The sequence below is a fragment of the Klebsiella sp. RCJ4 genome (genome assembly GCF_009025755.1).
Taxonomy (GTDB): domain Bacteria; phylum Pseudomonadota; class Gammaproteobacteria; order Enterobacterales; family Enterobacteriaceae; genus Klebsiella; species Klebsiella michiganensis.
This window is the reverse complement of record NZ_WCIN01000045.1, coordinates 67,957-94,845: the sequence shown is the minus strand read 5'-3', so window position 1 is coordinate 94,845 and position 26,889 is coordinate 67,957. Positions and strand designations below refer to the sequence as shown.

Here is a 26,889-nt window from a genome sequence, read left to right as displayed (position 1 = left end):
GGTTGCCTTGGCGGGCTTGTCACAAACCTACGTTTTCAAGAAGAAGGAAACCGCATGCCCCGCCGTTCGATCCTCTCCGCCGCCGAGCGCGAAAGCCTGCTGGCGTTGCCGGACACCAAGGATGAGTTGATCCGTCACTACACGTTCAGCGAAAGCGACCTCTCCATCATCCGGCAGCGGCGCGGCCCGGCCAATCGGCTGGGCTTCGCGGTGCAGCTCTGCTACCTGCGCTTTCCCGGCGTCATCCTTGGCGCTGATGAGCCACCGTTCCCGCCATTGCTGAGACTGGTCGCCAACCAGCTCAAGGTCGGCATCGAAAGCTGGGACGAGTACGGGCAGCGTGAGCAGACCCGACGCGAGCACCTGGTCGAGCTGCAAACGGTGTTCGGCTTCCAGCCGTTCACGATTGGCCACTACCGGCAGGCTGTCCAGTTGCTGACCGAGCTGGCCATGCAAACCGACAAGGGCATCGTGCTGGCCAGAGCCTTGATCGAGCACCTGCGGCGGCAGTCGGTCATTGTGCCCGCCCTCAACGCCGTCGAGCGGGCGAGCGCCGAAGCGATTACCCGCGCCAACCGGCGTCTCTACGACGCCTTGGCTGAGCCGCTGACGGACGTGCATCGCCGTCGCCTCGACGATCTGCTCAAGCGCCGCGACAACGGCAAGACGACGTGGCTGGCCTGGCTGCGGCAATCCCCGGTCAAACCGAACTCGCGGCACATGCTGGAACACATCGAACGCCTCAAGGCGTGGCAGGCGCTCGACCTGCCCTCCGGCATCGAGCGGCTGGTTCACCAGAACCGGCTGCTCAAGATCGCCCGCGAGGGCGGCCAGATGACGCCCGCCGACCTGGCGAAGTTCGAGCCGCAGCGGCGTTACGCGACCCTGGTGGCGCTCGCCATCGAGGGCATGGCCACCGTCACCGACGAAATCATCGACCTGCATGACCGCATCCTGGGCAAGCTGTTCAATGCCGCCAAGAACAAGCATCAGCAGCAGTTCCAGGCATCCGGCAAGGCGATCAATGCCAAGGTGCGGCTGTTCGGGCGCATCGGCCAGGCGCTGATCGAGGCCAAGCAAGCGGGCCGCGATCCGTTCGCCGCCATCGAGGCCGTCATGTCCTGGGATGCTTTCGCCGAGAGCGTCACCGAAGCGCAGCGGCTCGCGCAACCCGAGGACTTCGATTTCCTGCACCGCATCGGCGAGAGCTACGCCACGCTGCGCCGCTACGCGCCGGAATTTCTCGACGTGCTCAAGTTGCGGGCCGCGCCCGCCGCCAAGGACGTACTCGACGCCATCGAGGTGCTGCGCAGCATGAACAGCGACAACGCCCGCAAGGTGCCCACCGACGCGCCGACCGAGTTCATCAAGCCGCGCTGGCAGAAGCTGGTGATGACCGACACCGGCATCGACCGGCGCTACTACGAACTGTGCGCGCTGTCGGAGCTGAAGAACGCGCTGCGCTCCGGCGACATCTGGGTGCAAGGCTCGCGCCAGTTCAAGGACTTCGAGGACTACCTGGTGCCGCCCGCGAAATTCGCCAGCCTCAAGCAGGCCAGCGAATTGCCGCTGGCCGTGGCCACCGATTGCGACCAGTACCTGCATGACCGGCTGACGCTGCTGGAAACGCAGCTCGCCACCGTCAACCGCATGGCGCTGGCCAACGAGCTGCCGGACGCCATCATCACGGAGTCGGGCCTGAAGATCACGCCGCTCGATGCGGCGGTGCCCGATACCGCACAGGCCCTGATCGACCAGACGGCGATGATCCTACCGCACGTCAAGATCACCGAATTGCTGCTGGAGGTAGACGAATGGACGGGCTTCACCCGGCACTTCGCCCACCTGAAGTCAGGCGACCTGGCCAAGGACAAAAACCTGTTGCTGACCACGATCCTCGCCGACGCGATCAACCTGGGCCTGACCAAGATGGCGGAATCGTGCCCCGGCACGACCTACGCCAAGCTGGCCTGGCTGCAAGCCTGGCACATCCGCGACGAAACCTACGGGGCGGCACTGGCCGAGCTGGTCAACGCGCAGTTCCGACATCCCTTCGCCGAGCATTGGGGCGACGGCACCACGTCATCGTCGGACGGCCAGAACTTCCGCACCGGCAGCAAGGCCGAGAGCACCGGCCACATCAATCCGAAATACGGCAGCAGCCCAGGGCGGACGTTCTACACCCATATCTCCGACCAGTACGCGCCGTTCCACACCAAGGTCGTGAACGTCGGCGTGCGCGACTCGACCTACGTGCTCGACGGCCTGCTGTATCACGAATCCGACCTGCGGATCGAGGAGCACTACACCGACACGGCAGGGTTCACGGACCACGTCTTCGCGTTGATGCACCTGCTGGGCTTCCGCTTCGCCCCGCGCATTCGTGACCTGGGCGACACCAAGCTCTACATCCCGAAGGGCGATGCCACCTACGAGGCGTTGAAACCGATGATCGGCGGCACGCTCAACATCAAGCACGTCCGCGCCCATTGGGATGAAATCCTGCGGATGGCCACCTCGATCAAGCAGGGCACGGCGACGGCCTCGCTGATGCTCAGGAAGCTTGGCAGCTACCCGCGCCAGAACGGCCTGGCCGTCGCCCTGCGTGAGCTGGGACGCATCGAGCGCACACTGTTCATCCTGGACTGGCTGCAAAGCGTCGAGCTGCGCCGCCGCGTGCATGCCGGGCTGAACAAAGGCGAGGCGCGCAACGCGCTGGCCCGCGCCGTGTTCTTCAACCGCCTGGGGGAAATCCGCGACCGCAGCTTCGAGCAGCAGCGCTACCGGGCCAGCGGCCTCAACCTGGTGACGGCGGCCATCGTGCTATGGAACACGGTCTATCTGGAGCGGGCCGCGAACGCCTTGCGTGGCCACGGTCAAGCCGTCGATGACGGCCTGTTGCAGTACCTGTCGCCGCTCGGCTGGGAGCACATCAACCTGACCGGCGATTACCTCTGGCGCAGCAGCGCCAAGATCGGCGCGGGCAAGTTCAGGCCGCTACGGCCGCTGCAACCGGCTTAGCGTGCTTTATTTTCCGTTTTCTGAGACGACCCCATTGATGAGCACGGGAACCGCGTCAGCCACTGATTTTTTACCAGGCTGCGGGCATAACAGTGTGGAAAAAGCCGGCATCTGCCGGCTTTTTTATATGCTGCGCTGGTTGACCCGCTCAGAAAGCTGCGCGGCACTCTCTTTCCTTTCGCTGTAGCGGTCGGTGAGATAATCACTGCGACCGCGCGTCAGCAGGGTGAACTTCATCAGTTCCTCCATGACGTCCACTATGCGGTCATAATACGAAGAAGGCTTCATGCGGCCATCCTCATCAAACTCGGCCCAGGCTTTTGCCACGGATGACTGATTCGGGATGGTGATCATCCGCATCCAGCGTCCAAGAATACGCATCTGATTTACAGCGTTGAACGACTGTGAGCCGCCGCTGACCTGCATGACGGCCAGGGTTTTTCCCTGTGACGGGCGGACCGCGCCTGACGTCAGCGGTATCCAGTCAATCTGGGCCTTCATGATGCCGGTCATGGCCCCGTGACGCTCCGGAGAGCACCAGACCATGCCTTCCGACCAGAGAACCAGCTCCCGCAGCTCAGCCACTTTCGGGTGCGTCTCCGGCGCATCATCGGGCAGTGGCAGGCCGGACGGGTTGAAAATTTTCACCTCCGCGCCCATGGCCGTCAGCAGCCGGGCACCTTCTTCCGTTGTCAGCCGGCTGTAAGAGCGCGCCCGCAGCGAGCCGTAGAGCATCAGGATGCGGGGCGGATGCGTTATCTCTCTGGCCTTCAGCTTATCTTCCGTCAGCGGCGCGTCCAGGAGGGCCGGATCGATATTTTTCAGGGCATCAGTCAGGTTGTTCACAATGGGGTCTCTTCGGGAGTCTTTGCGGGTGACAGACTGCAGCTGCCGCCTGCGCAGCATTCTTCTGTCAGAAAGGCCATCAATTGCTCAAGCTGCGCATAGCAGGGCCTGCAGAACAGGGTACGACTCTGCCGTTCCTGGCTTATGAGTCCAGCGGATATCAGCGCTGAAAGATGATGGCTGAGCGTGGAGGCAGGAATCTCAAGGTGCTTCTGCAGTTCGCCAACCGGCAGGCCTTCATGACCCGCCCTGACCAGCTCCCGGTATATGCTGAGACGTGTCGGGTGGCCCAGTTCTCGAAGTGCGTTTGCAGCAGTGTTTAAATCCATAATACCTCCTTTATCTATATTTCCAGAATAATAGAAATATAGCCTGCGTCAATCGTTTCTGCCGTGAGGGTACCGCTTTCCCAATCATGCTCTGTCCGCCAGGTTATGGGGGGCAGAGCCAGAGCACTACCGAAATCCTTGCGAATACCCGTGCAGGGAATAATTTCCGCCCCCTTTATGGCCGGAAAAAAAACTGATAAACGTCGCCTTTTCAGAAGGTTGCTTTCTTAACGTGGTTTTTCGCATGGTTGGACCTCAGACCCCGTAAATCGTTACAGGCAAGCAAGCAAGGAACTAAATACTACCAATGGCATTGTTTTTTTAATAAATGACAGATTGAGTTGTCACCATTACGTTGCAAGTCAACTTGTCCATGAACTCCAAAATGGCTGCGTCATTGCAGGAGTTAATCTTCCTATGTTAATTTCATTATTTCTGTATGAATCTAATGAAACTGAAATAGCCCCTTTTGCTTCCAAAGCGAAACTATATGGTATAGCCGGTATTCAGCTAACTGAAAAAAGCGATATTGATAAGGCGATTAATGATAAAAACAAAAGCAATGAATTCTTTTAGGTTTGAGTTTTACACAGAAGGAATTTTTTTATGGAAAAAATAACAGTTCAGATATCAATACCTAAGGCTATTGGTGACTCAAAAACGGTATCAGTACCTCGTAACAACACGCTTATTGAAGCGCTTTTAACAATGAATCAACCTATTGTAATGGATAAAATAATGAAGAGCAGCACTGAATTTAATCAGTTCGTTCTTATCTATCACAACAAGGCTAGAGTGAAAAATACCGATTTTATTCTTACTAATGATTGTAATATAGACATAATTATCCCGATGGCGGGAGGATAATATGGAGTCACTCAGAGATAAACGTCAAATCAATGTAATTAGTCCTCATGGACAGAAAAAAATATCTAATTCATCAGTTTTTATTGTGGGATGTGGCGGTCTGGGTTGTCCTGTGTCTTTATACCTGACAGCATCAGGAGTCGGAGAAATATCAATCATTGATGACGATGTTATTAGTGTTTCAAATCTTCACAGACAAATATTGTTTGATGAAAGAGACGTTGGGAAACCAAAAGTTATGGTGGCTGCTGAAAAGCTCAGGAAAATTAACTCTGCTGCCAGACTTAATGTTTATCGGGATCGTATCTCTAAACATAACGCTGAGAAATACTTAAAAGGTCATGATCTTGTCATCCTTGGATGTGATAATTTTCTCACCCGTTATATAGTGAATGATGCATGCTGTAGACTAAATATCCCTTTTATCAATGCCTCCGTACAGGGTGATGAGGGTTCTTTATCTTATTTTGATATTGAGCATGGATGTTACAGGTGTATCTTCCCTGAAATACCGCCTGATTTAGTTTTGCCTACTCCAGAAGAAGCAGGAGTTCTGGGGCCTGTGGTTGGTGTTATCGGAACTACAGCGGCAACTTTGGCTGTGCGCATTCTCACCGGTAATTACGAACATTATCTTAATACTATTTATAACTTCGACTCAACAACCTTACAAATGAATACTTACTCTTTTACCAAAGAATCGTGTTGTCCAGGTTGTAAAAATTAAACTATCAGGAGAATTATAAATGCATCTTACCCCATGGCTAAAAACAAAAAAAGTTGAGCTGACTTCCAGACTAATGATTGGAACTGAACAGTACGACACGGCCGATATGATCCGGGATGTGACGATGGCTGCCGGTGCTGAACTACTCATTGCTACAATCAACCCCAAAGATCGGAGTGCTGGCGTAGCTATTGCTGATGTCGCTAAAGCATTTGAAGAGAAACAATATAAATTTGTCCCTGTTTCAACAACATCATTTGTAAATACTGCTCAGGATGCTGTAGATACAGCGATGAAACTGCGTGACATGTTCGATATTGAATTTGTTAAGCTTGATGTTCGTAACGATCCTCGTCAACGCTGGGCAAATAATTTTGATGTCATAACTGCTGCAGACATTCTGCTAAAAGAAGGTTTTGATGTTATGCCTATGATTACACCAGATCCCTTTGCAGCCTTAAAACTACAAGATATGGGATGTTGCGCTTTACGTTTGTCCGCTGGAGAGCTTGGGACCGGGCGTGGTATTTACAATTTTGAAGCCATGGAGAATGTCCGAAGTATGGTGGAAATTCCCTGTGTCGGCGAAACAGGCATTCTGGATGTCACAGAAGTAACTCAGTTGTTTGACCTGGGCATGGACGCTGTTCTTGTGAATTCGGCTATTGCACAGGCCAGTGATCCTGTTGCGATGGCCGCGGCCATGCGCCTGGCCACCGAAAGTGCACTGTATTACAAGAAAGCTAAAGGTTAACTTTTCAAAGGACAGGTAATACCTGTCCTTTTATTTGTGGAGGGATTATGACTGAAATTATATGTAAAGCTGTACTTTTTGACCTTGACGGAACGCTGGTTGATTCGGGTAAATGTATAGAAGAATTGTGGCGTGAATGGGCTGAAAAGCATCATTTAGATATAAACTATGTTCATTCCATAATACATGGCAGAACAATAGAGGAAGCGCTTTCAAAAATATCACCGCATTTTAGTAATGAAAAATGTGTTGAAGAAGTTAAATCTCTCGCGATTGAAAAACTGAGTAAAATGGCTCCGGTATCAGGTGCGGTTAGTTTTTTATCCTCATTGCCTCATGATTTGTTTGCTGTTGTTACATCCGGAGCGAAAAAGGTGGCATTGCCAAGCATGTATGGTGCAGGCATTCCGGTCCCGGAATGCATAATTACAGCCGAAGACGTCCAGAAAAGTAAGCCATCACCGGAACCCTATCTGCTGGCTGCTGAGCGACTCAATAAGCATCCGGGAGATTGTGTCGTTTTTGAGGATGCAGATGCCGGTATTACCTCTGCTCTTGCTGCGGGCATGCGGGTCGTCGTTGTAGGTTCATCACTCGATCTAAAATATGAATATCAGAAGCTTCTTCGGGTAGATAATTTTAATAATATTAAAGTATCATTTGACGGTGACAAAATCATAATTTCATTATGATGTCCATCATAAAATACAGGCTTGATGCCTGTATTTTAATAATTTGTCAGAATGGTTTCAAAATATTGACTGATTCCGGAATACATTTCCTTTCATCCGGTGTCAATTCCCTCTCAAAGATTAATGTATCCAGTTCACTGTAAGAACAATAACAATATAATCCCTGTAATGAAATTTTTGAGGTATCTGCAAGAAGAATCGACTTACTGGCTTGTTCAAGTACTATTTCTTTAGCTTCAAGCTCTCTGTATGAACCTACAGTAGGACCATTATGATGGAATCCATCACAGCCCATGAATGCGATATCAATATTGCTCTGACGTAATGCCCTCATCGTCCAGGCTCCGACATATGAATAACTTTTAGGTCTTAATTCACCGCCGGTAACCAGTAACTGATTTTTACTGTTTGAAAGTGCCTGTGCAGCCATCATCGAATTTGTAATTATGGTCAGGTTTTCATACATATTCAGCACATTAGCAAGTTGCAGTAAAGTTGTTCCGGAGTCGATGAAAATAACATTGTTTTCTCTAATCAGGGAAACGGCACAATTAGCAATTCTGGATTTTTCTTCGGCATGTGAACTAATCTTGAACGGCAATGGATTTTCAGTGTAATTGCTTGCCGGGAGGACAATCCCGTGGCCTCGCTGAAGGATATTTTTCTCATGCAACTCTGTCACATCCTTTCGGATCGTTTCAGGAGTTACGTTGAACATTTTTGCCAGTTCACTAATGGTTGCTCTGCCGTTAGTTAATACCACATTGATTATTTTATTTCGGCGTTCTACATCTACTGGTCTGGCCATAACTGCCTCACGTTAAAAATTCAATTTTGCATATAACAAACCGTCCTGATTCCGGAAATGACTGACGCCATGTTCATCTCTGTCAGGCTTGTTATTTCAGTTCTTTTAGTTGTGTCTTTACACAACTGACTACCCTGTCCATTTCCTTACAGAATTTTTTCGCGTCACCTGAGCTTCTGCTCCTGGGCTGCACGTAGGTTTTTTTATCAAACCGACAGGTGTAGTATTTCACTGTCTCATTAAGTCGGGGACGTGTACCTTCCCGGGTAAGATTAACTTCTACATATTCATCATTACCATGGGTATATTGTCCTGTATGAAGATAAAGCGGAGCCCAGTCTGTCATCAGATGATCGTTGTTACTGTTGACTATTTTTGCATTTATACCCGCCCGGTGAAGAGCATCAGGTAAATAGGTAGAATACAGGTTATCAATAAAACCGTATGTCCCTACAATGATGATATCGCTTATCTCTTTGCGCGTTAACCCGACCAACTCTGGCGCAAAATCATCCGGGTGAAACACCAGACTCATCAGAGTGTCAAAGTCAGAGGTCGTTTCGTACAGAGGTGTTGACGGTGAACCTTTCCATGTATCCGGTGCTGCTCTTTCTTTTACCAGTCCTGCGTTCTGTAAGGCGTGCACCGCCTGAATAGCTATGCCACTGTCCTGGCTCGTCAGAGCCTGCTCGGCCTCTTCTGAGGAGGCACTGTCACGCACAGGTACGGTCTGACGAATTTTAAGTTCCCGGGCAAACCTGATCTGATAGCTGGTCAGCGTGCTGACAAGGCGAATAAAATGGTATCGCTTGTCATCTGGCATTTCGCTGAGTGGAGTTCGGCCCAGCGTCACCGACAGGCGTGTATAATATTCGGTCTTTGATTTTTCATCATCTGTTGCCAGTTTTCTTATGACCGGTAACAGATCCGCCTCACGAAATTCCACTGTTTCATCATAATCACGATTAAGTCCCAGAAGAAACGTCTCAAGACGTTCAAGCCTTTGCTCCCGTTCTATCCCGGCGATACCCCGAATAAACTTTTCTGTGGCCGAAACAGAGCCTCCCAGGAGGGGTACTCCCTTAATGGCCTCAATAATCAAATCTTTTGCCAGTTTCCTGTTAGCCGGGCTGCTGTAAATGTCTTTTGCTACCGCCCTAACCTCTTCCATAAAGGGGGATGACTTACCGTGCCCTTCCGGAGGAACATTTTGGTCAGACCTTCTCATATTTTCTCCCCGGCAGACTCATTTCACTGACGTCAGAAGGTTGTCTGCAGTGTCCCGAAGCCAGACATAGAGTTCATGACCGTCTTCGTCCGGCCCCGCATCCAGCTGAATACAGCGCTTCGTGACTGTTCCGCCACTGGCCTGGATATCTTTGAGCAGGGAGCCCACCGTGCCGGTTCTGTCATCAATCACCACCCGGTCCTGATATTCCGCAAACTGGTTCAGGGTAAGGTCGACAAACCAGCCGGTCACCTCCACGATGACGTGGGATTTTACTGTCGACAGGTTCTCTTCCCGGAAATCCTCAGTCGTCTCCATATGGATAATCACCGGCTTCAGGGACGGATCACCGTCCTGAAGATACTGCGCCAGAAAGTTGCTGGCCAGATCGCAGCAGCCGTGTGGGAAGGCATTCAGCTCCTTCCATCGGTCCATCCGGAAGCATTCATTGGAGCGGGTGTCGGCCGCAAGCACCAGGGCGTTGCGGAAAGCGTGGATACGGCGTCTGATTTCTGGTGTCATTTTGTCACCTTCCCGCCTTTCGGCTCAGCCCGGGCCTGCATCAGCAGTTCTTTCTGCAGCGCCTTTTCACTGGCCCGCAGGGTTTTCACTTCCTCCCGGCTCTCCTGCAGCTGTTCATTCAGGTGTTCACTCCGGGTTTGCAGGCGTACCACCTCCTCGCGCAGCGATATCATCTGTTCCTGCAGCGTCTGCTCCTGCTGCAGCAGACGGCCACGTTCGGCCTGAACCTCCCGCAGCACCGCCAGCTCGCTTTCCAGTTCGGCGACTTTCGCCAGCGCGGCGTCGCGCTCGATGTCGGCCTGTTCAATGTCGGCGTCGGCCTGCTCGCGCGCGGCCTGCGCCCCGGCGTCCGCCTGCTGCACGGCCGCCTGCCACAGCAGGGAAAGCTGACCAGTCAGCAGCTGCTGCAGCTCCGGCGGTAACGGGAGGGTTTCTTCCCGGGCCTGTTCGCGCTGCCGGGCGCGGAACGCGCGCATCACCGGGGAAATGGTGGCCAGGGAGCCGCCGCCGAGGTGGTCGCGCACCTGGACGTTGGTCGGGTTCGGGGTGCCGGCCGCGATGAGTGCCGCAGCGGCGTCCTCAATGCGACGGACCATGTCGGGGGAAGGCAGTTTGCTCATGGGATCTCTTCGTGGTGGCGTTATACCGGCAGTGTATCCTTTGAATAAAAAACACACAATACATTCGATACAATACAATTAATACATACAGTACATACACCTTCTCTCTTTTTTCGCTCAGTTCCGAAAAATACCAAAGTCGGATCCTCGGCCAATACTGGTTCATAGCTATGAATTAAAAGGAGGGTGATTTATACCGTGACTTAGGTTGTAGGGACATAATAACCATGGAATATATGAGTAAATATTTCATTCTCTGGGTACAAAATCTCTTATAGTTGGTGGACTTCTAAAGCGCCATGGAAAAGGAACAATGATGGTAGGATCTCGCTGGTATAAATTTGATTTTCATAACCATACTCCGGCTTCACATGATTACAGAATGCTTGATATCACTCCAAGAGAATGGCTTCTTGCTTACATGCGGCAGCAGGTTGATTGTGTTGTCATCAGCGACCATAACAGTGGTGCCTGGATCGACATCCTGAAAGATGAGCTGGCTAAAATGTTACAGGATGCGAGTACCGGCGAGCTGCCTGAATTCCGACCGCTGACACTTTTTCCTGGGGTGGAGCTGACAGCAACCGGCAATGTCCACATTTTGGCAGTTCTTCACACGCACAGCACCACTGCCGATGTGGAAAGGCTTCTGGCCCAGTGCAATAACAACTGCCCCATTCCACGCAATGCCCAAAATCACCAACTGGTCCTCCAACTGGGACCAGCCGGTATCATTAACAATATTCGCCGTAATCCTGAGGCTGTCTGTATTCTTGCCCATATAGATGCGGTTAAAGGCATTCTTCAAAGCCTGACCAATCAGGGTGAATTGACTGCCGCTTTTCAGGAAAAACCCCATGCGGTTGAGATCAGGAATCAGGTGGAAAATATTACCGATGGAACCCATCGGCGGCTTATTGATGGTTTGCCGTGGCTACGGGGCTCAGACGCTCATCATCCCGAACAGGCCGGTGCACGCACCTGCTGGTTAAAAATGTCGTCCCCTGATTTTGACGGGCTCCGTCATGCCCTACTTGATCCGGATAACTGTGTTCTTTTCGATCAGCTTCCCCCGGAGGAACCCGCTTCGTATTTACGTAGTCTGAAGCTCAGAACCCGTTACTGCCAGCCTGCAGATCAGGACGCAGCATCAGTAGAATTCAGTCCTTTTTATAACGCTGTAATTGGCTCCAGGGGCAGTGGTAAGTCCACGCTCATCGAAAGTATTCGTCTTGCGATGCGCAAGACCGGGGGACTCACTGCGTCCCAGAACCGGAATCTGAGCCAGTTCAGTGAGTCGGGTATGACAGAAGATTCCTTCATCGAATGTGTGTTTCATAAAGAGGGTACCGATTTCAGACTTAGCTGGCGACCGGGTGGTAACCATGAATTACACATCTTCAGTGACGGCGAGTGGATACCTGATAGCTACTGGTCGGCCGACCGTTTCCCGCTCTCGATCTACAGTCAAAAAATGCTTTACGAGCTGGCTTCAGACACCGGTGCATTCCTGCGCGTCTGTGACGAGAGTCCGTTGGTCGATAAACGGGCCTGGAAGGAACGATGGAATGAGCTGGAACGGGAATATCTGAACGAACAAATAACCCTGCGTGGCCTCCGGGCAAGACAGGTGACAGCCGACTCTCTGCAGGGAGAATTATCTGATGCACTGCGTGCCATCAACCAGCTGCAGTCAAGCGCCTACTATCCCGTCTGCAGCCTGCTGGCTCTGGCCAAAAGTGAGCTTTCTGCTGCAACCTACCCACTGGAGCTCTACGAGCAGCATATTACAGCCATTCAGTCTCTGGCAGCAGAACCGCAGCAGATACCTGCCATTCCACAGGATCCGTCCGGCCCACTGACGGAATTCATGGCACGCCTGTCGTCTGTACAACAGCATTACGACCAGCGACTTAATGCACTCCTGGCAGAATGTGCTGCAGAGCTCACAGGCATCAGGCAGGAACAGGCGTTCACAGCTCTAGGAGCCGCAGTCAGTAGCCAGGAGGCTGCAGTGGAAGCTGAGGCTGTTGCCCTCCGGGCCCAGGGACTAAATCCCGATGTCCTCAACGAACTGATGGCGCGTTGTGAAGCACTGCAACATGAGCTGAGAAATTATGACGGCCTTGACGGAATGATTACCGGCTCGCAGGCGCGGTCTGAGCTGTTGCTGTCTGATATGCGTGCTCACCGAATGACTCTGACACATAACCGGAAAGTATTTCTGTCTTCCCTGTCACTTACCGATCTGGACATCAAGATCCTTCCCCTTTGTGCCCCACATGAAGAGATCGTGTCTGGTTATCAGACGGTGACTGGCATCAGTAATTTTGCCGAACGTATCTACGATCACAGTGATGGGAATGGCTTACTGCATGCCTTTGTCAGCCAGCGTCCGTTCAGCCCCCAGCCTGCGGCAACAGAGCAAAAATACAGGGCGCTGGACGAATTGAAAGCGTTGCACCAGGAAATCCGTCAGAATAACTCAGGGGCCGGATCCTCGCTTCATGGTACTTTCCGGAATCGCCTCAGAGGTCTGAATGACCAGCAGATGGATGCACTGCAATGCTGGTATCCCGATGATGGCATTCACATCCGGTATCGGGCACCCGGAGGACAAATGGAGGATATTTCGTCCGCTTCTCCGGGACAGAAAGGGGCGAGCATGCTGCAGTTCCTTTTATCTTATGGCACTGATCCACTTCTGCTGGACCAACCTGAGGATGACCTGGACTGTTTGATGCTGAGCATGAGCGTAATACCCGCGATTATGTCTAACAAGAAGCGCCGGCAGCTTATTATTGTGTCGCATTCTGCCCCTATCGTGGTTAACGGAGATGCAGAATACGTTATCAGTATGCAGCATGATCGTACCGGCCTGTATCCGGGACTCTGCGGCGCGCTTCAGGAAGCCCCGATGAAGGCTCTGATATGCAGGCAAATGGAGGGAGGCGAAAAAGCGTTTCGTTCGCGATATGAGCGTATTCTGAGCTGAAGAACTGGAAACGCCAGCTCCTGAACGAGCTGGCGTATGCCGGTGTTCCTTTTGATAAAGAAAAACTTAACACGCATATGCCCCTTAATATTATAAAAAAAGCCGCATTGCGGCCTTTTCTTTCTGTCAGTCCGACTTTAAGGCAGGGATGTCCGTTTGGAAAGGGTCAACCCAATTTACTTCCATGTCACTTTTAAGTTTCAGCAGTTCAGGATCTAACACTTTATCCTCTAACACCTGTTTGACACGCTGTCTGACTCCATCCCAGTCATCAAAAAAGTCCTTAACCTGATCATGATCAATTCGCCTGTATGCGCCTTTATCTGAACTGAATACGTTAGTTCGTAAGCTCATTAATAAATCGATAAGCCCATGATCAGTCGAAGAAACCTCTTGTACCCAGTCTTTGACCGTTTCCAGCGAACTCATCTCTTTCCATGCATACAGATATCCCAGGAGTGACTGACGTGAAAGCAACTGACCCCGGATTTCTTCCTGATCCATACGGGCAGCAAATCTGTCGCGGAGCTGTTCGGTAATCTCACGACTCAGCAGAGCCTCAGAAGGACTGGAAACCCTGTTCTGAGCCAGACCGTGTTCCCAGATAAGATCCCGCATAAAATCTGCTGTCCAGAATGGCGAGGTTCCACTGCTGACGAACGTCTCCAGTAACGCAGCCGTTCTGGCTTCGTCGAGTTTCAGCATATGCTTCAGCAAGTGCCTTACAACCTGATTAATGCCCATTTCACGCAGCGAAAACCATGGGTTACGGGTTCGGAAGCGAGTGCTGACCTCATCCGTGTGATCGAAGAAAAACTTAACAAGCCCTGCACACTCTTCGAAAGTATGTTCTCTTATCAGGCCCGGAGTCAGCCTGCTCAGAATATGTTCGAACCAGGTACCGGTCATGCTGCCTTCACTGCTTATTTTCGACAATAGCTGTTCAGACAGTTGCGACTCCTTTTCTGGTAGAGCGGCCAGCACAAAAAGTCGATCGAAAAACTCAGACGGCAATACATTCTGAGGCGCAGAAAAAGCAAAATAATATCGCCAGTGCGTCACGCTGCTGAGTCGCTTACCGGTCGTCTGGTTATGACGAAAATCCTCACTGACCGGCTCAAAGAGATTCAGATGTTCATCATCATGCCCGTTGATCCCCGGTATCCAGTGTGCGAGCGTCAAAAATGAGCTTGCGCCGGACGCCCGAAATCTCTTCAGTAGGGTGACAAGCTCCTGCTGAAACAGTTCTTTTTCTCCGTCAGCAAGTGCCCCCTGACCTGTCTCTACCACTACCCGCTCTGTAAGATAATGCTCGGTCCAGTCATACAGGGCTGGATTAGTCACCCTTATAAGCTGAAGCAGGCACAAATCAGGAAAATACACAAAATCCCGCATTCCTGGATAAAGGAAAATGAGGGAGTTCATAGCCTGATGTATCTCACGGGGAGTGGATAATGCTGCACCATATGTATCGGACACCTTGGCAAGATCATCTAACATTGCAGCATCAGGCCGTTGATGATTTATTTGCTCATATAAATCGGCAGCCCGCTTACCAAATTCATAGCGGAGATCGAAAGTTTCGGGTCGTGGGATCTTAAAACTGAGCTGAATAATCTTCTGCAGATAACGGTTCCCGTCCTCGACATTCAGTGCATGCTCAACAGCATGCGTGATGATGTTCCTGTCATAACAAAGAATATGCGTAAAGCGTGGAAGATCGGCCACAGCGCGTACCAGCCTGAACACTTCTGCAATCTGGGACGGTTCAAGACGATCTAGGTCATCCATAACGACAATGAATTTCTGATCTAGACTGACCAGTTGTTGTGCAATTTCCGCCCGCAGTTTAGTGGTTGTTTTTTGATTTACTGCGAAACGCGTCCCGGTAAAGACTTTTATCCCGCCAGCTATTCCGTTAACAATACGGGAAAACTGCCCGATATACTCTACCAGCGGTAGGACTCGTGACGACGTATTCTGTGCATATTCAATCACTTGCTGCGCTTCCGGCGACAGCAGATATTTACGCCAGAGTTTTTTGAGACCCTTCGGAGGATGGCGTTTTTCCATTTCCTGCTGGATAACCGTGGCCACAGGAAGAAAGAGCGCTTCAACCGGGCTGCTGCCGCTCAGCCAGGGGGAAATATGCAGCACATGCGTGTGGCCATCCTTTGTCTGATTAAGGCTTTTTAATATCAGATTCAGCAAGCTAGTTTTACCCGATCCCCATGCCCCTTCAATTCCAATGACGTTCGAAGTGTCCAGCGGGAGGGAAAGGACGCTTTGGGCAATATTTTCAGCAATGGTTTTGAATCCGTAACGGTCATCAGCCGCAGATTCGACTGCCGCATCAAGCCCTTCTCGGTTCCACAACTGTCTTCGTATTTTCATACTACAGATCTCCGTACAGGCAGCGCATCCCGGTAAGGGCCTCCGCCAACGTACCTTCAGCACATTTCGTTGTGAGTTCACTGACCAGCGACTCAAAGGCCTCTGCCGGGAGAAATATCCGAAGCCCGTCGATCCCGAAGAATCCCTCCGGCGTGACATGTCCGGGCGGGGAAAACATCACGCGCTCGCCCTGGTGGCCGTGCGCCAGGGCTTCCGGATGGCGGGCGTACAGCGTGAACAGGCCCAGCAATTCGGAGAACGCTTCCCAGCCGTACGGCACCACGAAGTCCTGGCCGGTGATCAGCAGGTGCAGCCGCGGTGTCTCATACCAGGCGCCCGGGCGCGCGCCGGGGTGCTGGCCGTCGATGCGGATCTCCAGGCGCAGCGTACCGGCCTCAATGGTTTGCGTGACGGCCGGGATCACCGGGCGCAGCTCCTGAGCCAGATCTCGGGCCTTCTCCCCGCTCCAGTCCAGCCCGCGCAGCATCAGCGGGAAAACGGTTTTCAGCCGCGGCAGGGTGAAAATCCCAGCCAGAGCACTGTCGGGAATATCGGCGAGGTTGAAGCAGTCGCTCTCCAGCGGACGCAGGAGGTGTTCGGCATACATCTGGTCCACAACGGGGCGCAGCTCTGCCCGGAAGGCGTCAAACTCTTCCGTCCAGTTTTTCCCGGTCAGGCGGAAAATCCCCTTCAGGTAGTGACCGTCCACAGGGCGATCGTGCTCCACCTGCCAGGCCAGCAGGTCGCCGGTGATGTCCAGCAGCGTGTCCAGAGCCGGGAGGGTGGCAAGCCTGTTATGCCTGCGCAGGAAGGCCTCCCTGGCGTGAACCAGGACAAAGTGCAGTTCGTCGCGGGAGAGCGCTGACGTGCCTAAGGTCTGGCCAAGAATGATATGCCGGTACAGCTGCCGGACCGTAGCCTCAGGATCGGCGACCAGCTGAAAATACCCGTCGCCGGGCGCGACCGTTTTCAGGCCGTCATCGAGGAAGCGTTCGGCCAGGGCGTTGACCGAAGTATTTTCGCGACCGGCGCGCACTTTCAGCGCCTCGATCAGCTTTTTGTGAAAACGCAGGTTAAGCTGGCTGAGCATCATCGTTCCTTGCATGTTTGTTTTTCTCTTCATGCTAACCTAGCATTTTATTGTTATCCATTAATCAATTTGTTTTGATCTCCAAAATTGTGATGCATCATTAATTACTAAATGTGATGATTATACCGCTACAGTAATGTATATCCCTTCTAATTTCAGCGGAGATCCGAAAACCCTGAGTTCCGGATCTTTGCGAACCCCACCGGCGCACAGCGGCCCGGCAACACAAGCACAAGATGTAGTGGTGTTTTCAGATGACAGTGACGCTATATGTTGTATTCCGCACCCTATTCGTGACCTGCTGCTCAACGGCCGATATTGCCGCTTTGCTTTTTCCCAGACAGTGGCACATTTCCGGAAAAAGTGAAATAGCGTAAAAATCGGATCAGACCGGAATGGTCATCCGGTAATTTAACGCATTTGTTATATGACTGCTTATTATCAGCATAAAAATGATGTCGGAACGGGAAAATCATCAGGGTGACAGATGCAGGGTTGTGCGAAGCTAATTATGCTGCGCTGCATAATTACTCTGCTTGACTGTTTGCCAGCAAACCAGAAGGAGATCAGAATGGGACGTTCAATACCAGTGAAGATAGGTAAGAAGGAATTTAAAACCAAAAAAGCCGCCGTGGACTATTTCATGGATCAGCGTGAAGCAGTCAAAGCAGTGGGCCCGCTGAAAGAGGGAGAGTTGTTTGATGGATTGCGCGTTCTTTATCTGCGTTACTGCGAAATCACAGACTATCCCCTGGGCAACCGGGAGATTTATGCATTCAGCGTAAATTATGAAACTCGTCATACCGACCAGAACTACGGTACGTATTTGTGCTATTGGGTACATTTTTCACCGAAAGATACGGATGGATTGTCCTTTTCGGTTAAACAAGCAGTAGATGCGATCGCCCGCGCTGCGGCTGAACAACCCTGACGGTGGGCGTGATGTATCAATAAAGGAACACATATGGCTGACTGGTTTATTGCGACTGAGGGCGTGAAGGTGGTGAAGGACAGCGCCAGTCTGTGGCCGCAGATCGTTACGGCGGTTTCATCTGCCGGTGCGGCATTCGGTGGCGTGTGGTACGGACAGAAACTGATAACTCAACGGGAGAAGGACGCTGCAGCAGCGAAGCTGGCCAGTGAACGCCTCTTCATTGCCACCGAACTGGTATTTCTGCTTGAGCGATTTGCACAGCGTTGTCTGCCCGTTGCGTTAGATCAGGGGGATCGAGATGAGGATGCCAGATATAAAGCTAATTATTTTATTCCTGAACTGAGCTACGCTTCGGTTTCCGGAGACTGGCGCTCTTTGCCTGCAGATCTCTTATATCAGCTACAACAACTTGAGGTCCTCAGGGAAGAGTCAGTCTCGATAGTAAATACTGCATTTATTGAAAGTTCCCCTTATGACAACGACGGCATTATTGAGCTGAATAATCAGGCCAGCCGTCTGGGCATCAGGGCCATTCACCTGTCCCGCCAGCTCAGAAGACTGTGCTCAATGCCTACTGACCGCCTAGAAGATCGTAAATGGTCATTGTGGCCACAGTTATGTATTGCGGCTGGTCAGAGTATTGAGCGAGGCCTCAGATATGCGCAAAGCAATGCTAAACTTCAGGTTGCTTTAGCTCAGATACCTCCTCCCCACGATTTGAATGGATATTCACAATGACATTACCAGCTTTGCATGGATTTCCAGCTGCAACTGGTGGCGTTACACCATTATTATTGCCGGTTGCAATCGACTACCCGGCAGCGCTGGCACTTCGACAGATGGCCATTGTGCATGATGAACTGCCGAAATACTTACTGGCTTCGGGAATAAGCGCCCTGCTCCATTACGTGCCGGATCTTCACCGCTAGATGCTGCTGGCAACTCTCTGGAACACCGGCGCGCGCATCAACGAGGAGCTGGCGCTGGCGCTGACCCGGGGGGATTTTTCGCTGGCGCCGCCGTATCCGTTCGTGCAGCTGGCCACGCTCAAGCAGCGCACCGAGAAAGCGGCCAGAACGGGAGGTCGAGCGTCGGGCGGTAGTCAGGTTCATCGCCTGGTTCCGCTTTCTGATCATCAGTATGTCAGTCAGCTGCAGATGATGGTGGCCACTCTGAAAATTCCGCTGGAAAGACGAAACAAGCGCACCGGTAGAATGGAGGATGAGCGTATCTAGGAGATCACAGACCGTACTGTCCGCACCTGGCTTAGCGAAGCGGTGGAGACAGCAGCTGCCGACGGAGTGACGTTCACAGTACCGATAACCTCCCATACGTTCCGTCACTCCTACGCGATGCACATGCTGTACGCCGACATACCAAGGAAGGTTTTGCAGAGCCTGATGGGCCACAAATCAATTAGCTCGACGGAAGTGTATACGACAGCTTTTGCCATCGATGTTGCGGCACGGCACCGCGTCCGGTTTGCAATGCCAGAAAATGAAGCCGTTAAGCTGATGAAAAAGTTTCATCTTGGTCATAGAGCTTGACATCCTCCCCAGCCTGAAGGAATGCAGGGGAAGTTCTTGCACATAAACAAAGCCCGAATATTGACAGGGTTGGATTTAATAGCATCTTCAATGTAATTGATGAATTCCTTTCATTATTCCCGCAAGGTAATAAATTTAAAGGGCAGGATAAACGCAAAAGAGCAGCGCAGGAGCTACTGGAGCTGCTGAAAGAAGGCGTAGTTTTATCTGATGGGCGTTTTGAAAGCATACCCAATCACCTGAAAAAAATATTCTGGATATTAAAAACACCTGATCGGATAAAAAACGAAGCTCGGTGAAACACCAGTGACTGATGGAAAGTTTATTCGTTCAGTTAAAGCTGCTCCTGGAAAACACTATTTATCTGCAAGGCTGGAACACCAAGAAGAGAGCTCGGCAGAGGGGATATCCCGTCTAATAGTAATTATGACTGTATAACGTCGTTCTGTAATAACGTCATGAGTTTTCTTCTGACGCCGGGAATATCGCTGACGGAGTGCTCATTGCTGTATTTGTCTATCGTCATGAAAAATACGCAAACTTTTGACGTCCGCTTTAAATTCTGGGCAGAAAAGGTGAATGTCAGAGCGCAACGATACATCGTCAGCATTGTCATTGAAATTGAAAAACTCCATGGCATGTTACAACAGGCCGGGAAACATATCTTATTCAACGGCTGTCGGTATTTTCATTTTACCAGTGGTTAAGGCGTGCCCTCTGCCAAGGTAGAAATTAAGGTTCAGGTTGTCTCCGTTCTCACGGCGAAAGTTAAGGCAGATTTAGTTCTCAAGGATTCTCTTGATGTTGTCGCATATATACCCGGGCGTGGACAAATCAACAAACACAGCGCTTTTCAGGCCATGGATGAAGCAGGGAATGAGTCAAACATATCGGGATACAGTCATCAGCTTCTGACGAACAGAGTTCGACTGACATGAGCGAGTTTGGCCATTTTATGTCGGCTATAACCGGTGCAATTGATGTCAGAACGTCAAAACCAAATCGCTGCATATCTAATCAGTATCTGTAACGAATTCCTAGGCTAGAAGCCAAGAGTTCCAGGTGGTGTTAACTGAGGGAATAAAATCAGACCGAACGATGAATTGATTTGGGCCATGCAGAACCTGTCTAGTAGGCTTTGGCAGAGATTCCGACAGGGTAAGAATAAGACTTCGTTTGCAAATACCTGTTAATTCAGCTTTGGGGGTGAAACATCACTGTGAGTGATCGGTCCAATGATAAAAATGAGACCGTGGTCCCGCACAAAATACCGGCACAGTTGGTACAGGTGGGACCATGGTCCCGGGCACAATGCCGGCACAGTTGGTGCAGGTGGGACCGTGGTCCCGGGCACAATGCCGGCACAGTTGGTGCAGGTGGGACCGTGGTCCCGGACAGAATTCCTGCACAGTTGGTGCAGGTGGGACCGTGGTCCCGGGCACAATGCCGGTACAGTTGGTGCAGGTGGGACCGTGGTCCCGGGCACAATGCCGGCACAGTTGGTGCAGGTGGGACCGTGGTCCCGGACAGAATTCCTGCACAGTTGGTGCAGGTGGGACCATGGTCCCGGGCACAATGCCGGTACAGATGATGCAGGTGGGACCGTGGTCCCGGGAAGATTCTCGTAGCTGACGAACGTTATGATGGAAAGCAGGTTAAAGCCAGTGATGTTTTACTGGCCTGAGGAATAAATCAGAGAGACAGGGGATAATACAAGCAATAGAGGTCAGTATTAAACATCTACATATCAGGAGATCGGTTTTTCGAGGTCCCTTAGAATGGCTTCAATCTTCTCAATGCACTCAGCTGGAAGTCGGGACCTGTCAAGGTTCAGAACCATTTTATCGCCTTTGTACAATGCTGTTGCCCCCGGCGCAAACTGATGACGTGAGCTCAGATTCACTCTTGATGCAGGAGACGTTTTCAGTACCGATGTTAAAAGACTTATGACTTCTTCTGCTTCAAAGATGACACCCGCTTTCTTCTGTTCATGGAGAGTCACGGCCTGCTGCTTCAGTAATTCTTCTTTATCTGCAAAAGCTTTCTGAAGGGCTTCACCTGACCGGGCAGACAATTCACCTGGATGAGAGAAAAGGGCGACAACGGATTTCGGCAGTCTGGCTGTGTTGATACAGCGAGTAATAATCTTACGTGAGATGTTTTCCGCATCGGCAAGTGCAGAAATATTTCCGGCAAATTCATTCTGCAGTCGGTTTGCATAACGCTGACCACGCTCATAAGCACTCGTCGGGCGATAATCGTTGCCCAGTCTGGACAATGCTGACATCTGCTCATCGTCAAGTTCACCGACCAGAATACGATAATCACTTTCTGTCAGGATAGCGGCCTTGCGGCGACGGCTGCCATCTGCAATTTCAATGATATCGGAAACCCGACGACCAAAAGCCGGAGTCTGCTGACCGGTCAGTAAAAATGAAGGAATGAGATCATCCAGGGCATCTTCGGTCAGTAGTTCCTGATCACGCTCGTTACCTGACCATACCCGGGAAGCATTTTCAACAACATCACCCCGGAGCACCTCTAGGGTAAACTTCACTTCCCGACCACACACCGGTAACGTAATTGCATTGCCGCGAGCCATAGCCCCGACACGTGCAATTAACGAATCCACCATTGGTGCAGCTGGCGCTGTCGTGTCTTCAACTGCCTGAGTATTTGCTGTATGTCTTGGAATGACGGGTGCACGCTTCATTATCTAATCTCCCAGCGTGGTTTAATCAGACGATCAAATATTTCATTACAAACAGGTTCCCAGATTGAAAGTGCGTTTCGCCATGCACCGGTCGAAGAACGTTGATCAATCGCCTGTTCGAAAACGGTTCTCATGCGGATCTGGCCTTTACCTACTTCATCGGTTTCACGTACCACATTTTTTAAAACCATGCTTCCCCACGCATCGCGAATTTGCTCTTCCATCCACGGTGACTGTGAACCATTATTATTACTGTACTTGGTAAGCAGAATACGGACATCCGGCTCAAAGCCTTTAAGATCCACATTCCTGAGCAAATCACGAAGCATATCGAAAAACTGCAGTGCAGAAGTGTAATCGAACAGCTCTGCCGGAGTGGGAACAATCAGCACATCAGCAGCGCATACGACATTAATCGTGCCAATACCGAGGTTCGGTGCGCTGTCGATCACAATCACGTCATAGTCATGAGCGACCGTTTCAATGGCAAGGCGGAGCATCAGATGCGGGTCTGTGGGCAGTTTTCCTTCATCAAATTTGCCCATCAGCTCAGTTTCAATGCGATGCAGTGCCAGGCAGGACGGAATGATATCAAGGCCAGGCCAGCAGGTGGGTTTTATCGCATAACTGGCATCATCCTTTTCACCAAGATAAAAAGGCAGGAGAGTATCTTCAGCATGTATATGAAGATCGGGCACCCATCCGTGATACATCGAGGCTGTGCCCTGAGGATCATTACCCTCTACAAGCAGGACGCGTAAACCTTTCAGGGCCAGGTCCTGAGCCAGGTGAACAGAAACGGAGGTTTTGTAAACCCCCCCTTTATGAGCGGCAACCCCGATCACCGGTGGGAAAGCATCTTCTGCACGTCGCAGTCGGGTACCAAACACATCCCGCATATGATTGATTTGTTCGATGGTATAACCAACACGCTGTTCAACTCTGCCACGGGTTTCCATATCCGGGTGGGGTAACCGGCCGGCTTTCTCTGCATCCCTGATTGCCTGAGAAGAAACTCCAACCAGATCCGCCGCTTCACCTATTCTCCAGCGGCGTGTGATCTTCCTGGCTTCCGGACTGTCGTCATTAAACTGCGCAATGGCAATAGCCTTCGTCATCTCATGTCCAGCAGTAATGCACTGGTTAAGTGTGTCCATCAGTCCCATTCTGAGCATCCTTTAATCATCGCTTTGCATTATTTTATTAAATCTTGGAATTTTTTGCAAAGCAACAATAAAATCGCAAAGCCATCTGAAAATTGCAAAGCTGATGGTAATGAAGGCAGTAAACCGGGGAAAAGGGAGTGAATCACATACCGCAGTCAATATTTCTCACTGCCGCTCGCCGCAGTAAGCGATCTCACGTAGTGAGAACGCGGCGAGGAAGCGGAAAAGTACAGAGGCTGCACAAAGCACGAACGCTACGATGCCGGCGACTTCTCCGGATCAGTCTCTCTTCATGAAATTGACTGTAATATGTAAAAAATTGACTATGGTATGAAGTTAAAAAGCTGAAGGCTGGTTCACAGCAAAAGAAGATTCTACATATCGCAGTCAAGATTTAATGTTGAATCAGGGAGCGCTACTCATGCGGCATTCTAGTTATTCATGCAGGGCCCTGAATGTAGTGTGGAAGATAGGGCATGGATCAGCGTTATTCATTGCTTCGATCCAATAATTGATCCCAAAGAGATCATATTGAGATCCTAAAGAGATCCCCGGATCGCTGCAGCAGGCGCTGTGACTGGCCTGAACGTCATACTGGATCGACTGTGGAATGTAAAATGTTGACTGCTGTATGCAAAATCTAATACTGTGATATGCAACGGTATTTACTGAGGTATGTATATCCGTTGACTGCGATACGTATGACGACATTATTTTGTGGATAACCGTTGAGGATCAAGATGACGAGCGAAAATAACAGCTTACCTCTCAATCTTCAGGAAGTGGACAAGACAACCGGCGAAGTTGTTAAGCTGGATGTCAACAGTACCAGTACTGTGCAGCCGGTAGCGCTCATGAGGCTCGGTCTCTTCGTTCCAACCCTGAAATCAACCTCCAGGAGTAAGGCAAACCGGAAAAACGTCACAGATGCCACTGAGGAGCTTGTACAGCTGTCCATTGCTAAAAGCGAAGGGTACACCGACGTTAAGATCACCGGTTCGCGTCTTGATATGGACACGGATTTTAAAGTCTGGCTCGGGATCATTCGCTCCATGTCAGAGTATGGGGTAAAAAGTGATACCCTGGAACTGTCGTTCGTTGAATTCGTTAAGATGTGTGGATTTGACTCCCGGCGCTCAAACAAGAAAATGCGCGATCGCATCAGTAATTCCCTGTTTAAACTCGCCTCGGTTACCCTGAAATTCCAGAGCGAGACCAAAGGATGGACCACCCATCTGGTGCAGTCAGCCTATTATGACATCAACGAGGATATCGTGGAGATCAAGGCTGAACCCAAGCTCTTTGAGCTTTACCACATGGACAGGCGGGTACTGCTTCGGCTGAAAGCGATTGACGCCCTGCAGCGGAAGGAATCGGCCCAGGCTCTGTATACCTACATCGAGAGCCTTCCCCAGAATCCCGCGCCTATCTCCATGAAACGTATGCGGGACAGGCTGAATCTCACCTCAAACATCTATACGCAGAACCACACGGTCCGAAAGGCGATGGAGCAGCTGCAGGATATCGGCTATCTGGATTACACCGAGTTTAAACGTGGCCGGGCGACTTACTTCAGTGTGCATTATCGCAATCCCAAACTCATCAGCGGGACGGTGAAGGTACCGCGCAGGGAGGAAGAGGAGCTGGCGCCGGAGCAGAATTATGACGAAGTCATTAAGGCTCTGAAGGCTGCAGGCATCGATCCTCAGAAACTTGCTGAAGCGCTCTCGGCAATGAAGCCGGTAAATTGACTGCGATATGCATTACCATGACTGCCGTATGCATAAGTGATCAGTTATTGACTGTGATATGCATCACGCATACCACAGTCAATATTCGCTCTCTTTCCTGCTTGTGAAGAACGGACAATATTGACTGCGGTATGTTATTTTTGGCCAGAATATGCTGATATTGACTGCAGTATGTAAGTTTGACGTGAGCGTTACCCGGCCAGCTGAATGCTCTCCACATGACTGCATCCCACAGTCAATATTTCAGTACATCCCCGGTCCGCACTGAATGAAACCGCTCAGCAGAGCATTGATTCCCGCATTGCCGCTAAAACCAGTCCTCCGAAGTTCACTAATCCTGTCGTACCCGCTGCCCGCCTGCAATCGTAAAGAGAAAGCCCATGGCTGTCAGAACCGCCCCGGACGCAGTCCCCAACGATATGTTCGTACTGAATAACGACCAGGCTTGCCGGTTTGGAAAGGCCCCTCAGGTACATTCACTGTAACCTGCTCGCGCAGGACTCCTGCTGATATCCGGATCTCAGTGAGTTTTATTGTCTGCGGTATGAAAATGCCAGCTGTCATCTGAGGACGGGCCTCCTTAATACGGATGATGTTATGGTGCAATGAGAAGGGGGAGGGGGAACGTGATGCGGTATGAGACCAGAACCGGACGGAAATGATGCCCGGCTCATACCGGATAAGTACCACGCAGCACGGTGAGGGACTTTGAAAGGATTGCCTCTGCCTCACCTGTGGCGCGGAGTTTATCTTTTTCCCTTTCACGTAGCGGCGAAAACCCCCGCCGCCTGCCCGACATTCTCATCCGGGCGGTGGCAGGGAACGAAGGATCTCTGCGGCATCGCGACCGTCAGCGGTAAAGGGAACAGCCAGAGTGGCGGCCATGTCCAGCGCGAATACCCGGGTATAGACTTCCATTGAGCGCGGATCCTTATGCCCGGCCAGTGCCTGGATGACCTTCCTGGGCTGCCGGTGATACAGCATGTGCATGATATAGCTGTGCCGGAAAGTATGTGGGGTCACGGGGATCGAAAAATGCACGTTGTCAGCTTCAGCCCGTTTCACTGCCTGCTTCAGCCAGTTGCGCATTGTCTCATCCGTGACAGGCCATAACGGCTCACGCCGGCGGGGGCGGGTGGTGACCATCCAGCTTTCCATCTGACGCACAAAACTGGCATCCGTCAGCGGTACCAGACGCACTTCATCTTTTGGCGGCCGGCCACGACGTGCCCGCACTTTTTCCGACAGCACCCGAACAAAAGGGCGCAGACCATCCAGGTCGAACGATTCCGGGGTGAGCGTCCGGGCTTCACCGATACGGATCCCGGTATTCCACATGGTGGCGAACAACATGTGGTGACGCTGGTCAGGCATATACCAGAGGAGGGCGCTCACTTCCGGCGCCAGGAGGTAAGCCGGCGTGGCACCTGTTGAGGTGGCCATCCGCCGGAGTGCCACCGCGGTCGCAAAATCAACACCCGGGGCGATCGGCAATAACGAAACGCGTTCTGGTGAATTCTGCAGGGGAATGATGTTGTTCATCGGCTATTTTTCACGTAGCGCATGCACTGGTTATGGATACAGTTATTCTGACCTGAATAGCCCGATCCTGCCATCACAATAAATCGCAGCGCGCGGATCCTTTTGTTGTCTTATCCCGCATTATTGCGGGTAAAACCAAATACGTAAAGGATCCTTTTTGAGCACAGATCCACGCTGAAGCCAGTCATGACGCGGGCTGAGGGCCGTTTTACGGTTTTTGGGAGAATTGGAGTAATGCCAGGATGTACATGTTAGGCAGGAAAAAGAAGAGAAGAATGGCGTTGGATGCCGGGCAACCGCCCGCATTATGGGCGTTGGCCTCAACACGATTTTACGTCACTTA

21 protein-coding genes and 2 pseudogenes are annotated in these 26,889 nt (G+C 51.4%); 12 read left to right on the top strand and 11 right to left on the bottom strand.

Features of this window, described 5'->3' with window-relative positions; all coding sequences use genetic code 11:
* Nucleotides 1-54 precede the first annotated feature (54 nt).
* The gene (locus F8562_RS25555; protein ID WP_003100881.1) at nucleotides 55-3,021 is read left to right on the top strand and encodes a Tn3-like element ISPa38 family transposase; all 2,967 of its coding nucleotides are present in this window, start codon (nucleotides 55-57) and stop codon (nucleotides 3,019-3,021) included.
* A 123-nt stretch (nucleotides 3,022-3,144) separates the two neighbouring features.
* Here F8562_RS25555 and arsH read toward each other — a convergent pair whose 3' ends face one another.
* Both arsH and F8562_RS25545 read right to left on the bottom strand, forming a co-directional pair.
* Nucleotides 3,145-3,858, bottom strand: coding sequence for an arsenical resistance protein ArsH (gene arsH / locus F8562_RS25550; protein ID WP_025801347.1), 714 nt, complete (start codon nucleotides 3,856-3,858; stop codon nucleotides 3,145-3,147).
* 5 nt (nucleotides 3,859-3,863) lie between these two features.
* The gene (locus tag F8562_RS25545) at nucleotides 3,864-4,196 is read right to left on the bottom strand and encodes an ArsR/SmtB family transcription factor (RefSeq protein WP_001549890.1); all 333 of its coding nucleotides are present in this window, start codon (nucleotides 4,194-4,196) and stop codon (nucleotides 3,864-3,866) included.
* Nucleotides 4,197-4,613: 417 nt separating this feature from the next.
* Between F8562_RS25545 and F8562_RS29380 the strand changes: the two genes are divergently transcribed.
* The 5 genes from F8562_RS29380 to F8562_RS25525 are packed head-to-tail and all read left to right on the top strand — an operon-like array spanning nucleotide 4,614 to nucleotide 7,236.
* On the top strand, nucleotides 4,614-4,772 hold the full coding sequence (locus tag F8562_RS29380; RefSeq protein ID WP_179294857.1) for a hypothetical protein: 159 nt from the start codon (nucleotides 4,614-4,616) through the stop codon (nucleotides 4,770-4,772).
* A gap of 30 nt (nucleotides 4,773-4,802) precedes the next feature.
* Nucleotides 4,803-5,063 (top strand): hypothetical protein, encoded by a 261-nt coding sequence (locus tag F8562_RS25540; protein ID WP_049593941.1) that lies wholly within the window; start codon nucleotides 4,803-4,805, stop codon nucleotides 5,061-5,063.
* A 1-nt stretch (nucleotide 5,064) separates the two neighbouring features.
* Nucleotides 5,065-5,790 carry a HesA/MoeB/ThiF family protein gene (locus tag F8562_RS25535; protein ID WP_074188070.1) on the top strand — a complete coding sequence of 242 codons (726 nt, stop codon included), beginning with the start codon at nucleotides 5,065-5,067 and terminating at the stop codon, nucleotides 5,788-5,790.
* Between the two features lie 19 nt (nucleotides 5,791-5,809).
* Nucleotides 5,810-6,544, top strand: a complete 735-nt coding sequence (locus F8562_RS25530) for a hypothetical protein (protein WP_049593940.1) — start codon at nucleotides 5,810-5,812, stop codon at nucleotides 6,542-6,544.
* A gap of 47 nt (nucleotides 6,545-6,591) precedes the next feature.
* Entirely contained in the window at nucleotides 6,592-7,236 is a 645-nt protein-coding gene (locus F8562_RS25525; protein WP_049593939.1) for an HAD-IA family hydrolase, read from the top strand.
* A 46-nt stretch (nucleotides 7,237-7,282) separates the two neighbouring features.
* On the opposite strand, the gene F8562_RS25520 is transcribed toward F8562_RS25525, so the two are convergent.
* The 4 genes from F8562_RS25520 to F8562_RS25505 form a co-directional block, all read right to left on the bottom strand.
* Nucleotides 7,283-8,044 carry a DeoR/GlpR family DNA-binding transcription regulator gene (locus F8562_RS25520; protein WP_049593938.1) on the bottom strand — a complete coding sequence of 254 codons (762 nt, stop codon included), beginning with the start codon at nucleotides 8,042-8,044 and terminating at the stop codon, nucleotides 7,283-7,285.
* Between the two features lie 91 nt (nucleotides 8,045-8,135).
* Nucleotides 8,136-9,272, bottom strand: coding sequence for a hypothetical protein (locus F8562_RS25515; protein WP_142298657.1), 1,137 nt, complete (start codon nucleotides 9,270-9,272; stop codon nucleotides 8,136-8,138).
* 18 nt (nucleotides 9,273-9,290) lie between these two features.
* Nucleotides 9,291-9,794, bottom strand: coding sequence for a hypothetical protein (locus F8562_RS25510; RefSeq protein ID WP_053094424.1), 504 nt, complete (start codon nucleotides 9,792-9,794; stop codon nucleotides 9,291-9,293).
* Nucleotides 9,791-10,414: a DNA-binding protein gene (locus F8562_RS25505; protein WP_049593936.1), complete on the bottom strand. Its 624-nt coding sequence runs from the start codon at nucleotides 10,412-10,414 to the stop codon at nucleotides 9,791-9,793. The genes F8562_RS25510 and F8562_RS25505 overlap by 4 nt, the downstream gene beginning before the upstream one ends.
* A 313-nt stretch (nucleotides 10,415-10,727) precedes the next feature.
* Here F8562_RS25505 and ppl point away from each other — a divergent pair, with 313 nt between their 5' ends.
* Nucleotides 10,728-13,409, top strand: coding sequence for an anti-phage protein Ppl (gene ppl / locus F8562_RS25500; RefSeq protein ID WP_049593935.1), 2,682 nt, complete (start codon nucleotides 10,728-10,730; stop codon nucleotides 13,407-13,409).
* 126 nt (nucleotides 13,410-13,535) lie between these two features.
* Here the strand turns inward: ppl and F8562_RS25495 are convergent, their stop codons facing one another.
* On the bottom strand, nucleotides 13,536-15,803 hold the full coding sequence (locus F8562_RS25495; protein ID WP_049593934.1) for a P-loop NTPase fold protein: 2,268 nt from the start codon (nucleotides 15,801-15,803) through the stop codon (nucleotides 13,536-13,538).
* A gap of 1 nt (nucleotide 15,804) precedes the next feature.
* A complete protein-coding gene (gene pifC, locus F8562_RS25490) occupies nucleotides 15,805-16,893 on the bottom strand; it encodes a transcriptional repressor PifC (RefSeq protein ID WP_049593933.1) in 1,089 nt (362 codons plus the stop codon).
* 571 nt (nucleotides 16,894-17,464) lie between these two features.
* Here pifC and F8562_RS25485 point away from each other — a divergent pair.
* The 3 genes and pseudogenes from F8562_RS25485 (at nucleotide 17,465) to F8562_RS25475 (ending at nucleotide 19,374) form a co-directional block, all read left to right on the top strand.
* Entirely contained in the window at nucleotides 17,465-17,824 is a 360-nt protein-coding gene (locus F8562_RS25485; protein ID WP_049593932.1) for a hypothetical protein, read from the top strand.
* Nucleotides 17,825-17,857: 33 nt separating this feature from the next.
* Nucleotides 17,858-18,565 carry a hypothetical protein gene (locus F8562_RS25480; RefSeq protein WP_064355340.1) on the top strand — a complete coding sequence of 236 codons (708 nt, stop codon included), beginning with the start codon at nucleotides 17,858-17,860 and terminating at the stop codon, nucleotides 18,563-18,565.
* Nucleotides 18,562-19,374: pseudogene (locus tag F8562_RS25475) on the top strand (tyrosine-type recombinase/integrase). The gene F8562_RS25480 and the pseudogene F8562_RS25475 overlap by 4 nt, the downstream one beginning before the upstream one ends.
* A gap of 1,747 nt (nucleotides 19,375-21,121) precedes the next feature.
* Here the strand turns inward: F8562_RS25475 and F8562_RS25460 are convergent.
* Together F8562_RS25460 and sopA are read right to left on the bottom strand one after the other, a co-directional pair.
* Complete coding sequence (locus F8562_RS25460) at nucleotides 21,122-22,087, bottom strand: ParB/RepB/Spo0J family plasmid partition protein (RefSeq protein ID WP_049594029.1); 966 nt, start codon at nucleotides 22,085-22,087, stop codon at nucleotides 21,122-21,124.
* On the bottom strand, nucleotides 22,087-23,253 hold the full coding sequence (sopA, locus tag F8562_RS25455) for a plasmid-partitioning protein SopA (protein ID WP_000523815.1): 1,167 nt from the start codon (nucleotides 23,251-23,253) through the stop codon (nucleotides 22,087-22,089). Before sopA ends, F8562_RS25460 begins: the two co-directional genes overlap by 1 nt.
* A gap of 740 nt (nucleotides 23,254-23,993) precedes the next feature.
* Between sopA and F8562_RS25445 the strand changes: the two genes are divergently transcribed.
* On the top strand, nucleotides 23,994-25,004 hold the full coding sequence (locus F8562_RS25445; protein WP_049594028.1) for a RepB family plasmid replication initiator protein: 1,011 nt from the start codon (nucleotides 23,994-23,996) through the stop codon (nucleotides 25,002-25,004).
* Nucleotides 25,005-25,805: 801 nt separating this feature from the next.
* Here F8562_RS25445 and F8562_RS25440 read toward each other — a convergent pair.
* Nucleotides 25,806-26,546: a tyrosine-type recombinase/integrase gene (locus tag F8562_RS25440; protein ID WP_049594027.1), complete on the bottom strand. Its 741-nt coding sequence runs from the start codon at nucleotides 26,544-26,546 to the stop codon at nucleotides 25,806-25,808.
* Between the two features lie 274 nt (nucleotides 26,547-26,820).
* Between F8562_RS25440 and F8562_RS25430 the strand changes: the two are divergent.
* Nucleotides 26,821-26,889: pseudogene (locus F8562_RS25430) on the top strand (IS1-like element transposase); the annotation flags it as partial.